Genomic DNA, 13,480 nt, shown 5'->3' with positions numbered 1-13,480 from the left:
CTGCCCCCAGAGGTGTTGGCCGCAGTGCCTCGCCAGGCGTTGGCGGTCATTTCACTAGTGCCGGGCGATTTCTGCGGGGGTTGTCCAGAGTGCAAGCTTGAAGAGGTTGTATTGTTGGCTTGCGACACTGGCTTCTCCGGACCGCGAAGGGACTCGCGGACTACGTTGGGGGCTCCAAAAAAAACTTCATTTTCCATGTCAAAAAGCAGGATCACTCCGCTATTGGCATCCCGTATTGGACTTCCCTCATTTCAGTTTCCCTGCATGAATCGACGCTTCCACACCCTCCTCGCCGGCCTGGTTTCGGGTCTTGCCCTGCATGGGCAGGCGCAACTTCAGGCACAGGCTCCTGTTTCTCTGGAACTCAAGAAAGGTGACCACATCGCCATCGTCGGCAGCCTGCTGGCGGACCGGCAGCAGCACTCCGGCTGGCTGGAGACACTGATCCATGCTGAGAACAAGGACAAGGACCTCGTGATCCGGAATCTGGCCGTGGCAGCGGATGAGGTGAATACATGGCACCGCTCCGAGGACTTCGGCACGCGTGACCAGTGGCTGCTGAAGGTGGGCGCGGATGTGGTCTTCGCCTTTTATGGATTCAATGAATCGTTCAAGGGCTATGAGGGCATTGAGGAGTTCAAGAAGAACCTCGACGCCTTCCTGAAGGAGCTGAAGACGAAGAACTACGGAGGTGAGGGCGCACCGCGGGTGGTGCTCTTCTCTCCCACGGCGGCGGAAAAGCAGTCCAATCCGGACATCGCCAAGCCCGAGGAGAACAACACCAACCTGCAGAACTACGCCTCCGCGATGAAGGAAGTGGCCGCGGCGAATGGCGTGCAGTTCGTGGACCTCTTCGATGCCTCGCAGAAGGCCTATGCTGCCGCGAAGCAACCGCTGACCTTCAACGGCATTCACCTCACGGTGGAGGGAGACAAGGTACTGGCTCCGGTGATCTACAAGTCGCTCTTCGGCAAGGATGCTCCCTCTTACAAGGGGCTGGAAAAGCTGCGTGGTGCCATTTTGGACCGTAATGAGGAATGGCACAGCCGCTACCGTACGGTGGATAGCTACAACATTCACGGCGGTCGCTCGGGCCTCGCGTACAAGGCGCACACGGGTGCCTTCCTGCAAAATCAGAAGACCCCCGAGCCGCCGTACGTCTCGAACTACCAGGTCATGCAGCAGGAGATGTCCGTGCGTGACGTGATGACGGAGAATCGCGAAAAGCGCGTGTGGGCCGTGGCGAAGGGTGGCGACCTGAAGGTGGATGACTCCAACGTGCCTCCAGTGACGAAGGTCGAGACGAATCTGCCGGTCGGTGGCGACACCTTCAACAAGACGCCGATGACCGGCTTCAAGGTGGATGCGAAGACAGGTCTCGTGGAATTCCCCAGTGGCGAGGAAGTGGTGGGCAAAATGAAGACGCCCAAGGGCATCAAGGTCCAGCTCTTTGCGGATGAGAAGATGTTCCCCGAACTCATCAAGCCGGTGCAGATGGCATTTGATACCAAGGGTCGCCTCTGGGTCGCTTCGTGGCGCAACTATCCCAGCCGCACTCCCTGGAGCACGAAGGGGGACAGCCTCCTGGTGCTCGAAGATACCAACAACGACGGCAAGGCGGACAAGTGCACGCCTTTCATGGATGACCTGAACTGCCCCACCGGATTCCAGTTCTACAAGGATGGCGTGCTAGTCATGAAGTCGCCGAATCTCCTCTATGCTCGCGATACGGATGGCGATGGTCGCGCAGACAAGTTTGAGCGTATCCTCAGCGGTCTGGATGCCGCGGACTCGCACCACGAAACGAACTCCATCTGCTATGAGCCTGGCGGTGCCGTGTACTGCTCGGACGGTGTCTTCCACGCCACGCAGGTGGAGACTCCCGAAGGTCCCGTGCGCAACAAGGATGGCTGCATCTACCGCTATGAGCCCCGCACGGGCAAGTTCGAGCGTTATGCCGCGTATGGCTTCGCGAATCCGCACGGCCGCGTCTTTGACTACTGGGGCAATGACATCATCACAGACGCCACAGGCAACAACAACTACTACGGCCCCGGCTTCAGCGGCTTCATCAGCGAGCCGAACAAGCACTCGAAGTATGATATCGTCTGGCAGCACCCGTCCCGTCCGTGCGCTGGTACGACGATTCTTTCCAGCCGTCACTTCCCGGATGAGTTCCGCGACAATTTCCTGAACTGCAATGTCATCAGCGTGCAGGGCATCTTCCGCGCGAAGTTCTCTGAAGTGGGCTCCGGTCTGAAGGGTGAGACGCTCTACCATGAGTACACCAAGCCGGGCTCGACCACGCCGGAGAAGCTGAATACCCTCGTGGAGTGCAGCCCTGCGGAGGTCGGCACCTTCCGCCCCTCCTGCGCGAGTGTGGCTCCGGATGGCTCCCTGTACTTTGCTGACTGGTCGAATGCCATCATCGGTCACATGCAGCATCACCTGCGTGACCCGAACCGCGACCAGATCCATGGTCGTGTCTACCGTGTGACCTTCGAGGGCCGCCCGCTGCTTGAAGTGAAGAAGGTCGATGGCCAGCCCATCGAGAAGCTGCTCGACCTGCTGAAGGAGCCCGAGAACGACGTGCGCATCCGCGCCAAGATTGAGCTCGACAAGCATGACTCCAAGGCCGTGGTCGCCGCCGTGCAGAAGTGGGTGAAGCAATTCGACCCGCAGAAGGTGGAAGACGCGCACCACATCCTGGAGGCCCTCTGGGTGCACCAGTGGCACAACGTGGTGAACAAGGAGCTCATCAATACTGTGCTGGCCTCGCCCGAGCCCCGTGCCCGTGCGCAGGCTGTGCGCGTGGTGTGCTACCAGCGCGACCGCATTCCCGAGGCGCTTGAGATCTTCAAGAAGGCAGCTGGTGACGAGAGCCCGCGCGTGCGCCTCGAAGCCATTCGCGCTGCGAGCTTCTATGGCGGCGCAGATGTGCCGAAGGCACTCGAGGTGGCCTACGCCTCGCTCAAGCATGAAGGGGACTACTACATCGACTACTGCCTGAAGGAGACGCTCAAGCAACTCCAGTCCGGCGCCAAGGAGAAGATGCTGCCCAGCGATCCCGCCACCCTCGACGCATTGCTCAGCCGCATGGATGACAATGAGCTCAAGGGCATGCCGAACAATGTGGCTGCCGTGTTGCATGCCAAGCTGGAACGCAAAAGCTACGACCTGCTCACCCGGGACAAGGCCATCGAGGAACTGGTGAAGCTCAACAAGAGCGATCGCGCGACAGAAATCGTGGCCGCGCTCAAGCGTATCGATGCGAAGAGTGGCGCATCCGCACAGGCGGCATCGGACCTGGGCAAGATGCTCATCACTTCCCCGGTCGAGGCTCTTACGAAGGCAAAGGATCAACTCGCCTCACTGGCGCGCTCCGCGAACCTTCCTGAAGTGCGCCGCTCCGTGTGGGCCGCGCTCATTGTGCAGGACCGCAAGCCGGATGATGTGTGGGTTGCGTCCGCTGACAAAAGCGAATGGCGCACAGCTCTGGTGCAGGGCATCGGTCTGGTGCCGGATCCCACGCTGCGCACGGGGTTCCAGCACCTGATCACCGCCTTGCTCAATGACGGTAGTGTGAAAGGCGAGCAACGCCAGGCCGCGCTGAAGGCTCTGTCTCTCATGGGTGCGGACAATGCCCCGGCAAACTTTGCGGTGCTCTCGAAGCACGTCATTGATGGCAACGAGCGCAACGCCGCCACCACGGCCATCATGCAGCTTCCTCGCACGGCGTGGGACAAGGACAAGGCGGAAGGCATCGCACAGAGCGTGCTGGCTTATGCGAAGTCTGTGCCGGCGGAGAAGCGCTCGGAGCAGTCGTTTGTGGAAGTGAATCAGCTCGGTATGGAGATGGCCTCACTCGCGGGGAATACCGCACTGCGCAAGGAACTGCGTGGTCTGAGTGTGGCGGTATTCGTTGTGAAGACGGTGCATGAGCAGCTCCGCTTTGATACCCAGCGTATTGTGGTGGAGAAGGGCAAGTCGTTCGAAATCATCTTCGAGAACGACGACGTGATGCCGCACAACCTCGTGGTCGTGGGCAATGAGAAGCACGGTGTCATCGGCATGGCCGCGCAGACCATGAGCCCCACCGAAGTGGAGAAGGCACGCAACCGCCAGTTCCTGCCGAAGGGCCAGCCCTTCGTCGATGCCACCCATCTGCTGAATCCCGGGCAAAAGGAAACCCTCAAGCTCAAGGCACCTGACAAGGAAGGTCAGCTTGAGTTCGTGTGCACCTTTCCCGGTCACTGGATGATCATGTGGGGCAAGATCATCGTGACGGCGGATGTGGATGCCTACCTCGCGGCCAATCCGAAGTTTGAGCTGCCCATGCCCGGAGCTCCTCCTGCCGCGAAGTAAATCGTGCAGCGAGATTAAATCTAAATGACTACCGCCCGGCAGCACATGCCGGGCGGATTTTGTTGTCGGAGGTTACTAAATGGCAGGCGAAAAATTACGGCTTTCTGTTGAGTAATAATGGTATTGCGTGCACGTATCCTAAGGATTCTCCGTATCTATCGTCTGCACACCTTCACTCCCAACCATATGATTCGTGAAACCTCAGGACTAATGTCCACGCTTACAGCTTGCGTGGGTCTCTTGGCTTTTAGCGCGAACTTAGTGGGGCAGGGCAAGGTCGATAGGATCGAAGTGCCGTCCGTTGTCGGAAGCAAGGTCTTCACCAATGCAACAGTCCTTAGTGTGACTGAGCAAGGGGTGAAAATTGCCCACGATGCGGGAGTCTCCTTGTTGGCATTCGAACACCTGCCTGAAGTTTGGAAGGGGAAATACACCCCTCCGAAGAAGCAGGAATCTCCCAGCTCTCCTGCTACCGTTGCTCCTCCAGTTCAGCCCGCTGCTCCTGCCCAGCCGGGTGTTTCCGGTGCCGTGGTTTCCTCATTCGATCCACAGCATCTCGTCTTCATCAAAACGGACAAGGGAGTTGGTTCAGGTTTCATCGCGAAAGCCGACAAAATCACCTATGTCTACACGAATGCCCACGTGTTGTGTGGAGAGCCAGGTAGCTTCGCCACGAAGATTGAGAGCATTACTACTGCGGCTGGCAAAAAGCTGGCGCTGCCTGTCGATTTGGAACTGTCCGAAACTTTTGATCCTAATGCGCCCAACGGTCTTGAGGACCTGGCGAGATTTGAAGTGGTCGTGGAAGCCACATCTGGCTTGTACGAAATCGGGAAAGCGGACAGCGTTCCTGAACTGAACAAGGAGGTTATCGCCTACGGAAACAGCCTTGGAGGCAGCGTCATCACAGGGTTGGATGGCAAGATTGTCGGGGTGGGAACAGACCGGATTGAGATCGACTGTGAAATTGTGCCCGGGAACAGCGGAGGTCCTGTCGTCCTCGGGGGTACGAAGACGATCCTGGGGGTATCAACCTATCTAACCGATGGTAAACGTGACATCTGGGCGAAGGGAACCACGTTTGAAAAGGTGCGCCGGTTTGCCATCCGTCCCGAGCAGGTGACCAAGTGGCGCAAGATGAAATACACTTCACTGATGATGGCACTGGCAGAACTAAGCGCGTTTGACCGGGATACCCTGACTCTTGCTGCTGCTTGCTTCTTGAACCCAACGTCAAACCGTGGCGGTTTTGCCGCGCCCAGTACCAAGAAGGGGGACTACATTGTGCGTGAAGTGATCGTGGGCGGAAGTGGTTACCGCCTTGGTAGTGTGATCGCCAGCGGGATCGCGCGGGTAAACCAGAAGCTGGGCTCAGCGAGTGCCACGCGTTCCATGGCGACTGCTGTTCCGATTTTCCAGGAATTCTTCGCAACGGTCACCTTGGAATCAACCAACCAATCCAAGTCGATGAAGAGTTCCGATCGTGTTCCTTACTTGAAGCAGTACATCCCGGCCATGCTGGAAATGCGCAGGCTGGTGCACGATGAGTTCGTCAGTCAGGGTGCCACCCGCTATCGCTAATGACGAGCGGTGCCACCCTACCTCGCTGCCCATGCCCGGCGCTCCTCCTGCGGCGAAGTAACTCTCGCAGGGATCTTGAAGCTAAATGACAAACACCCGGCTGGAGATGCCGGGCGGTTTTTTGCGCCGGGTGACCGAAATGACTGGGTTTCTTCAGTGGTCGCAGCCTCAAGCGGAATGAGATCTGGGGTTTAGGTATTATGCTTATGCTAACTCAAAGGGGAGTGGTGAATGAAGGTTTATTGTTTGTGGTTTTTGCAAGAATTCCCGAGATAAATACGGAAATTCTGTTAACGTAACAACGGCACAACTCCCAAAGAAAAGACAACCCGCTTCACCCCCAAGCTCTCCTAACACCCTACATGTACATTCCTACTCCTGCCCGTTTGGTCCGGGCATGCACCGTCGGTTTGCTATCACTCGGCAGCCTCACTTCCGCGGTTCTCGCGGGCCCTCCTATCAAGAATCCGAAGGAGGTCGTGGTGGAGGCTCACCCCATGTATTTGGGCACCGTCACCGGAGGGGTAAAGACAAGCGATGCCTACACGGAGGGGAACTTCTCCATCGTGGCCCCGGTATGGAGCACCTTGGGCGCGGATGCCACCCTGAGTGGTGACGTGATTTACCTTGAGCCTTACACCTCCTGGGGTGAGCGTGGTGAGGTGGCTGCCTCGCTGGGCCTGGGCTGGAGACACCTTTTTGGTTCACAGTCGGTCTCCGCATTGAGGAACTATGATGCCCCACAGGCCGGATTCTTCGATGAAGGCATCTTCGTGGGCGCGAACGTGTTCATCGACATGATGGACACCGAGGCGGACAATCAGTTCTGGCAGCTCGGTGTGGGTCTGGAAGTGGGTACCCGCTACGTGGAAGTGCGTGGTAACTATTACATTCCGCTCTCAGACAAGCAGCTCGCGGAGGAGACGCGCACGGTGGACACCATCCAGCGCTCCAGCACCAGCACATCGCAGTCGGTGACGCCCACGAGCGATCCGTATGCCTCGGGCAGCAGCGTGGCGCAGAATGCGCTCTTCACCACCACGGCGACGACGACCATCAGCACGACGACCATCGAACGTCTCTTCCGTCGTTACGAAGAGGGGATGGAAGGCTGGGACGCGGAAATCGCATTCCTGGTTCCGGGACTGGATCGATACTTCGATCTGCGCTTTATCGGTGGTTACTACAAGTTCGACAACCAGCCCTTCGGTCCGCAGGAAGGCGGCACGGGCAATGTGGAAGGCTGGAAGGCCGGCGTGGAGATCCGCCCTGTGCCTGCGGTGATTCTCACAGGCACCTGGTATGAAGATGAGCGCCTGACCGGCAGCGACTGGACCGCAGGTGTACAGCTTCAGGTGCCCTTCGAGATGGGCGACCTGGGTGATGGCAAGAACTTCTGGAGCCGCATCGGTGACTCCTTCACTCCTCGCCGCCGTCACCTGGTGGAGCGTCTGGCTGAGCCGGTGCGCCGTCAGAACGCGGCCATCAAGGTGGCTAACACCGTGGATACAGAGACCAACACCGAGACCAAGGTGAAGCGCGTGACGAAGGTCGTATCGCAGCGTCCTGGCCAGGTGGTGCTGGAAGATGACATCATCTTTGTGAACAACGGTGGTGCGGTGGGCAATGGCATCCAGGCTGGTACCGCCCAAGTGGACGGCGCCACTGGCACGGCCGAGCGTCCCTTCGATACCATCGTGGAAGGTGCCAATCTCGCCGGTGCCAACAGCAATGCCACTGGCAAGCTCTGGACCGTGTATACCCAGGGCGGCACAGGCATCGACTATGAAGACTCGGTGATGGTCTCCGGAAGCACTCGCTTCACCAGTTCCTATGTGCCCATCGTGGGTCTCGGTGGCCGGAACTTTGGGGGCGATACAGATCGTCCGGTGCTTTATGGAGGCTTCGGCGCATTTGAGATCAACACTCTGATCGTTCAGGGTTATGACTTCCGCGGTGGCATCATGGGGGGCTTCGGGCCGTCAGTGATCGCCTTGAACCCAGGTACTCTGATCGTGCAGGACAATTTGTTCACCATGGGAGAACTTCCTCCTTTTGGAGAGTTCCCTGAATTCCCGGAAATCGAAGAGTTGCTTCCCTTGTTCCTTTCCTCCGTGTCCGTCCTCGCTGACTCCGATGGAGGCACGCACAACATCATCGTTCAGAACAATGAGTTCAACGAGGTGTTCGGAGCTCTCTTTGTGGGTGCGGGACTCGATTTGGGAATCTTTGGGCCGCCGGCGCTGAGTGCGTTGGACTGCGGTTGCGGTGGGGGTTCTTCACCCATCGTGAACATCCTTGCCACGAACAACATCATCAACAATGCGTACATGGCGGGCATGTACATCACTGCTGGCGGTGGCTCGACCGTGAATGCCAACCTTTCAAACAACTTCTTCCTGGGCGAATTTGGCTTCGACGGGCCGGAATTCGGGATGGCTACTTTGGTTGAGACCTATGATGGCGCCATCGCGAATGTGCAACTCACGGGCAACATCTACGAGGGATACTTCAATCAGGTGGTCTCGGGTTTCTACAGCGAGTATGAATCCATCCTGAATGCGACGGTCACTGGAAACACTATCCTCGCGGATTCGGAGTACGGAGTCGGGTTCGGCTTCGTGGCTTTCGAAGGTGCTACCATGACCGCCACGATCGCGAACAATGCCATCAGCGGCGAAAGCTATGATGGCATGCTCACGCTGGATTCCTTCGAGGGGGCCACGCTTATCGCTTCCATCTCCGGCAACACCTTCGAGGGAGATGGCTGCGGCGAGATCGCCATTGCCGCGAAGTCCAGGGACGGCTCGACCCTGAGGGCGGACATCCTGGGCAATACCTTCGTGGGTGATTTTGACCACGCTTTGGATGCGGACAAGCGCGATTGGTCGCGCATGACCCTGACCTTCTCGAACAACGTGTTGAACGGCGAGTTCGGGCGTGATGCGCTTAAAGTGGCCGCCCACCACTATGATGACGAGGACGGCGACCGCTTGAAGGTGACCATCACCAACAACCAGTTCTTCGGAGACTATGACGCGAGCGGCATCTTCCTCCTCGCGGAGCATGACGCAGTCCTGAAGGGCACGGTGACCGGAAACGTCTTCCACGGAGGATTCGAGGACAACGCCATCCAGCTTAAGAGCCAGCACGGAGGCCGTCTCGCCGCAACCGTCGCAGACAACATCCTCAGTGCAGATGGTGTGGTCAATGACGCATTCCTCAAGGCACGGAGCAATGATGGCTCCCGTCTGAGGATCAAAGGATTCGATCGTAACCTCGTGCTTGGCTCCGGGACAAACCCGGATTCGGTTGGCTTCTTCTTCCGGGAAGATGGCGGGAGCAAGTTGACTGTCGATGGCACGTTTGATCCGGCTGCGAGCAATTTCGTGTCTGAGTTCTTCCTCAGTCCGATGGATGTGGTAGGCAACCCGAGCGGCGATTTCTTCCTGAACGGCGCACCGGTCAGTCCGTAAGTTTTGAATGATATGAAAAGCGGAAGGCTTCGTCTGGAGCCTTCCGCTTTTTTATTGGCTGCATCTGACCCGTTGGCGCGAAGGCTACTTTCGGAAGATGAAATACACTGCCCCGCACATGCACATGGCGGCCCACAGATAGTCCCACTTCAGAGGCTGCTTCATGTAGAGGAGCACAAAGGGGACGAATACCGTGAGGGTAATCACCTCCTGCAGGATCTTGAGCTGCGGCAGGTTCATCGTCTGGCTGCCGATCCGGTTTGCCGGGACCTGAAGCAGGTACTCAAACAGGGCAATTCCCCAACTGAACAAGGCCGCGATGATCCACGGCTTGCTCTTCATGTCCTTCAGGTGGGCATACCACGCGAAGGTCATGAAGACGTTGGAAAGGGAGAGCAGGGCGATGGAGACAATGAGTGGGGGCATGGGACGGGGGAGGGCAAGGAGGCTGAAAAGGTGCTCTTTTCTCTGACACTTCAATCGCCTTGTTGGATAAAGTTCACCATGGCGAGGTCAGATGCCTCGAACTCTCCTCTGATCGCACGGATGCGCGCCAAGTTGACGACCGCAAGTTGCCTCGAGTCCAGGCACTTGGAAACCGAGGCGGCATCGGCCAGGCAAACGCTGCTGGACCCGCTCCCGCGGCTGCACAGTAGACTGCTCAACCAAGCCGTTCGGTCTCAGCCCTCCTTCTGTTTCTCTACTGAGACCGCGTGACCTTTCGGGTCGAGCGTGAGTGACTTGACGTTCTGCTCCGTCCTTGCCCGATGGTCCTTGCTGGTTCCGAAGTCCTTTTTCGTCCAGTAGGTCAGAGTTGTGATCTTGCCGTTCTGTTCAGCCAGTTCAATGATGGCGTCATAGTCACGGAGCGCCCAGACGAGGCCGTGCAAAGGATGCTCGCCGTTGGGGCCGACGATGGCGAGGCCAGGTGTGATGTCTTCCGCGCTGTGCTTTTTCAGAAGGGCGATGGATTCCTTGTGGTCCATGCCCACAGCGATTCTCGCCACCGTGTCCGCGGCGTGAAGCGAAGACACGACTGTCATCAGGAAAATGGAAAGGAGGAACTGTTTCATAGGTGTGATGTCATTCGCGTGATTTCAGGATGGCGCCCATCCACTCGGGAAACTTCTCCATGAAGTCGGCAGGACGGGTATGCTTCGAGACGCCCTCGTACAATTTCAGCGTCACTTTCGCGCCCAGGACTTTTTCAAAATGCTCGGCATAGCCCTTGGTGAGCATCACATTGCCCTCTTGTTCCGCGGCTCCGCAGAAGCAGTAGTAGACCTGCTTTGCGTGAAGGGGCAGCTTGATGTTGCTGCCCTTGGGATTGCTCATGCCTCCCGGCGACATGAGTATGGCGCCAAGGTAATTCTCGGGATACACGGTGGCCAGAGCTGCAGCCACCATGGCGCCTTGGGAGAATCCAAAAAGACCCACGCGGTTCAGGTCGAGCTTGGCTGGGGTCTTCAGGGACCGGAGCCGTTCCTGAACATAGGCATGATCGGCGACCGGCTCCTCAGACCACTGTTGTGTGTCATCTCCCAGTTCGGTCGTGGCGGGGAAACCGACGATCACTGCGCCGAGCGCGTCTGCATGCTTCTGCATGGCTTCGGCGCTTTCACCTGGAAAGTAGCCGCTGGGTGAATATCCCCGATATCCATGGAGCCAGAGGGCCACGGGAAAGGGACCTTCTCCCTTGGAAGGGACAAACACAAAGGGCTCCGCTTTTTCGGCCAATGCGTTTGGGATCGCGAATGCGCCCAGAAAAAGACAAAGCAGGAGGCGAAGGGAGGCTGGCGGGAGGGGGAGTCGAGCCATGAATGTGTGGAAGCGGACAAAGTGTGTGGAAACCTCACACCCCCGTCAAGTAACCATCCATTTACAGTTGGAGGGGCGAGATGCTCTGAGTTACATGCCTACTATGCCTGTGGAGGCGATTTGCAGGTGCGCGGGATGGAAGCGATGGTTTTCATTGCCATGAGCAAACCTCGGGGCTTGCCCGGAGTTGCACGTGCTTGTCGGGCTCCGGTTCGCTGCCGTGTCCTATTCGGAAAGCACCGCGAGGTCCCCAAGATAGGCAGTCATGCTGCTGCCGCTGATGAGATAAAGTCCTCGGACGTTCTTCACTTTGGACTCGAAAGCAGTGCTGCCAGATTTGAACTGGAAGGGCGCACCATCCTTTCGCTGCCCGGTGATGACAACGTCATACTTCATGGAGGCATAGTCGATCTTCACGATGAACCGATAGAAGGAATTTGCCTTCATGTCGGCCTTCTTCAGGACCACAATACCGCCTTTCCCACTTCCATCGGCCTGATACCCGAGACCTCCTTCATTCCCGAGGTCCATGGAGATTTCCCCCCATGGGGGCACCTGTGAAGCCTAGCCGGAATTGTTTCCCTGTGTGCTCTTGGTGAGAGCGAAGATGTTTTTCAAGTTTGCGCCCTTGAGCATCAGGGCAGGCTTGTACTCATTCCAGCGGAGAGCGACGCCGTCCGGATGAGATTGCGCCGCTAGCGCTTTATCTCGCGAGCGATGCCAGCAGTTACATGACCGGCAGCGTGATCACCCTGGACGGAGGCCGGCTGCTCTGGTGAAAATTTGGACGACCAAGGTGCACTGCTGGATTACCCCAGCAGCGCCTTGTTCACATGACCTTCATTCTGGTCGATACGCTCAGGGCGGCCCTTGTGATGGTAGATGAGCTGGGTGTGATCCACGCCGAGCAGATGCAGGATGGTGGAGTGCAGGTCATGCACATGCATCTTGTCCTGCACCGCGTACAGGCCGAGTTCATCGGTGGCACCGATGGTCTGGCCGCCCTTCACACCACCGCCGGCCATCCACATGGTGAAGCCATTGGGATTGTGATCGCGTCCGCCGCCCTGCTCGCTCATGGGGGTGCGGCCAAACTCACCACCCCAGATCACCAGTGTCTCATCCAGAAGGCCGCGCTGCTTCAAATCAGTGAGCAGGCCCGCGATGGGGCGGTCCACGGCGCGGCAGAGACGGCCATGATTTTCCTCCAAACGATTGTGGGAATCCCACTTGCTTCCGGCACCGCTGTAGAGCTGCACGAATCGCACTCCGTGTTCCACGAGACGACGGGCGAGCAGGCAGTTCCGCCCGTATACCGCAGTTTCAGGGGCATCCATGCCGTAGAGTTTTTTGGTGGCCTCCGTCTCCTTGCTCAAATCGACGGCCTGCGGTGCCTCCGCCTGCATGGTGTAAGCCAGTTCATAGGCGCGGATGCGAGCTTCCAGTTCGGTATTGTCCTGGCGGGTTGCATTGTAGTCCCCGTTGAGTTCAGCGAGCAGGTCGAGTTTGTCGCGTTGCTGTTGTGCACTCACGCCCTTCGGTGGAGAGAGATACTTGATGGGCTGGCCGTCGGAACTGAACTCCACGCCCTGATGCACCGCTGGCATGAAGCCACTGCCCCAATTGCGCACACCGTTTACCACGGTGCCTTCACTGTCCTTGATGACCACAAAGCCAGGCAGGTCATGATTTGCCGAACCCAGGCCATAGTTCACCCAGGCGCCGAGGGAGGGACGGCCTCCGAAGATGGAGCCCGTATTCATCTGGCACACACCACCGGCGTGATTGATGCCATCCGAGACGCAGGAATGGATCACCGCGAGATCATCCGCATGCTCTGCGACGTTTTGGAACCAGTCCGAAACCCAAAGCCCGCTCTGGCCATATTGTTTCCACGAGCGGCGTGATTCCAGCAAGGGAGCACCACTCTCGCCCATGGCGAGCACTGGTTCCTTGAAGCTGGGCGGCAGCTGCTGACCGGCGAGCTGGTTCAGCAGTGGCTTCCTGTCGAAGGTGTCCAGATGGCTGGGCCCACCTTCCATGAAGCAAAAGATCACACTCTTGGCGCGACCGAAGTGCTGCGGGATCCTTGCCAGAGCCTGGCTCGGTGCAGTACCTGCACCCAGTACGGATTCCTTCATCAGCGCGGCGAGCGCCACGGCACCGAAGCCGCAGCCAGCGCGGCGCAGGAACTGACGACGGGAGGTCGGGATATCGTAGTTATGACAGGGCATGGCGGG

The 13,480-nt window shown here is 58.2% G+C and carries 8 protein-coding genes and 1 pseudogene; 4 read left to right on the top strand and 5 right to left on the bottom strand.

The annotated features are described in order from the left end of the window. Positions 1–264 precede the first annotated feature (264 nt). The 3 genes from DES53_RS09605 to DES53_RS09595 all read left to right on the top strand — a co-directional run bounded on the left by DES53_RS09605 (position 265) and on the right by DES53_RS09595 (position 9,422). A complete protein-coding gene (locus DES53_RS09605) occupies positions 265–4,365 on the top strand; it encodes a PVC-type heme-binding CxxCH protein (protein WP_113958003.1) in 4,101 nt (1,366 codons plus the stop codon). A 117-nt stretch (positions 4,366–4,482) separates the two neighbouring features. After that, complete coding sequence (locus tag DES53_RS09600) at positions 4,483–5,946, top strand: S1 family peptidase (RefSeq protein WP_113958002.1); 1,464 nt, start codon at positions 4,483–4,485, stop codon at positions 5,944–5,946. A gap of 362 nt (positions 5,947–6,308) precedes the next feature. Further along, positions 6,309–9,422, top strand: a complete 3,114-nt coding sequence (locus DES53_RS09595) for an inverse autotransporter beta domain-containing protein (RefSeq protein WP_113958001.1) — start codon at positions 6,309–6,311, stop codon at positions 9,420–9,422. 84 nt (positions 9,423–9,506) lie between these two features. Here the strand turns inward: DES53_RS09595 and DES53_RS09590 are convergent, their stop codons facing one another. The 4 genes from DES53_RS09590 to DES53_RS09575 all read right to left on the bottom strand — a co-directional run bounded on the left by DES53_RS09590 (position 9,507) and on the right by DES53_RS09575 (position 11,771). After that, on the bottom strand, positions 9,507–9,848 hold the full coding sequence (locus DES53_RS09590) for a DMT family protein (protein WP_113958000.1): 342 nt from the start codon (positions 9,846–9,848) through the stop codon (positions 9,507–9,509). A gap of 254 nt (positions 9,849–10,102) precedes the next feature. Next, positions 10,103–10,495: a hypothetical protein gene (locus tag DES53_RS09585; RefSeq protein WP_113957999.1), complete on the bottom strand. Its 393-nt coding sequence runs from the start codon at positions 10,493–10,495 to the stop codon at positions 10,103–10,105. A gap of 10 nt (positions 10,496–10,505) precedes the next feature. After that, positions 10,506–11,240, bottom strand: a complete 735-nt coding sequence (locus tag DES53_RS09580; RefSeq protein WP_113957998.1) for an alpha/beta hydrolase — start codon at positions 11,238–11,240, stop codon at positions 10,506–10,508. 225 nt (positions 11,241–11,465) lie between these two features. After that, positions 11,466–11,771, bottom strand: a complete 306-nt coding sequence (locus DES53_RS09575) for a hypothetical protein (protein WP_113957997.1) — start codon at positions 11,769–11,771, stop codon at positions 11,466–11,468. A 143-nt stretch (positions 11,772–11,914) separates the two neighbouring features. On the opposite strand from DES53_RS09575, the pseudogene DES53_RS33930 reads away from it, so the two are divergent. Next, positions 11,915–12,019: pseudogene (locus DES53_RS33930) on the top strand (SDR family oxidoreductase); the annotation flags it as partial. A gap of 30 nt (positions 12,020–12,049) precedes the next feature. Here the strand turns inward: DES53_RS33930 and DES53_RS09565 are convergent. Then, positions 12,050–13,474: a DUF1501 domain-containing protein gene (locus DES53_RS09565; protein WP_113957996.1), complete on the bottom strand. Its 1,425-nt coding sequence runs from the start codon at positions 13,472–13,474 to the stop codon at positions 12,050–12,052. Positions 13,475–13,480 lie beyond the last annotated feature (6 nt).

It is taken from the genome of Roseimicrobium gellanilyticum (assembly GCF_003315205.1).
Taxonomy (GTDB): Bacteria; Verrucomicrobiota; Verrucomicrobiia; order Verrucomicrobiales; family Verrucomicrobiaceae; genus Roseimicrobium; species Roseimicrobium gellanilyticum.
This window is presented reverse-complemented; position numbering and strand designations above follow the sequence as displayed.

What these genes read in the sequence shown, in the direction of transcription:
- DES53_RS09590 (WP_113958000.1), bottom strand. Translation starts at nt 9,848, where the DNA reads ATGCCCCCACTCATTGTCTCCATCGCCCTGCTCTCCCTTTCCAACGTC.
- DES53_RS09600 (WP_113958002.1), top strand. Translation starts at nt 4,483, where the DNA reads ATGGTATTGCGTGCACGTATCCTAAGGATTCTCCGTATCTATCGTCTG.
- DES53_RS09565 (WP_113957996.1), bottom strand. Translation starts at nt 13,474, where the DNA reads ATGCCCTGTCATAACTACGATATCCCGACCTCCCGTCGTCAGTTCCTG.
- DES53_RS09605 (WP_113958003.1), top strand. Translation starts at nt 265, where the DNA reads ATGAATCGACGCTTCCACACCCTCCTCGCCGGCCTGGTTTCGGGTCTT.
- DES53_RS09575 (WP_113957997.1), bottom strand. Translation starts at nt 11,771, where the DNA reads ATGGACCTCGGGAATGAAGGAGGTCTCGGGTATCAGGCCGATGGAAGT.
- DES53_RS09595 (WP_113958001.1), top strand. Translation starts at nt 6,309, where the DNA reads ATGTACATTCCTACTCCTGCCCGTTTGGTCCGGGCATGCACCGTCGGT.
- DES53_RS09580 (WP_113957998.1), bottom strand. Translation starts at nt 11,240, where the DNA reads ATGGCTCGACTCCCCCTCCCGCCAGCCTCCCTTCGCCTCCTGCTTTGT.
- DES53_RS09585 (WP_113957999.1), bottom strand. Translation starts at nt 10,495, where the DNA reads ATGAAACAGTTCCTCCTTTCCATTTTCCTGATGACAGTCGTGTCTTCG.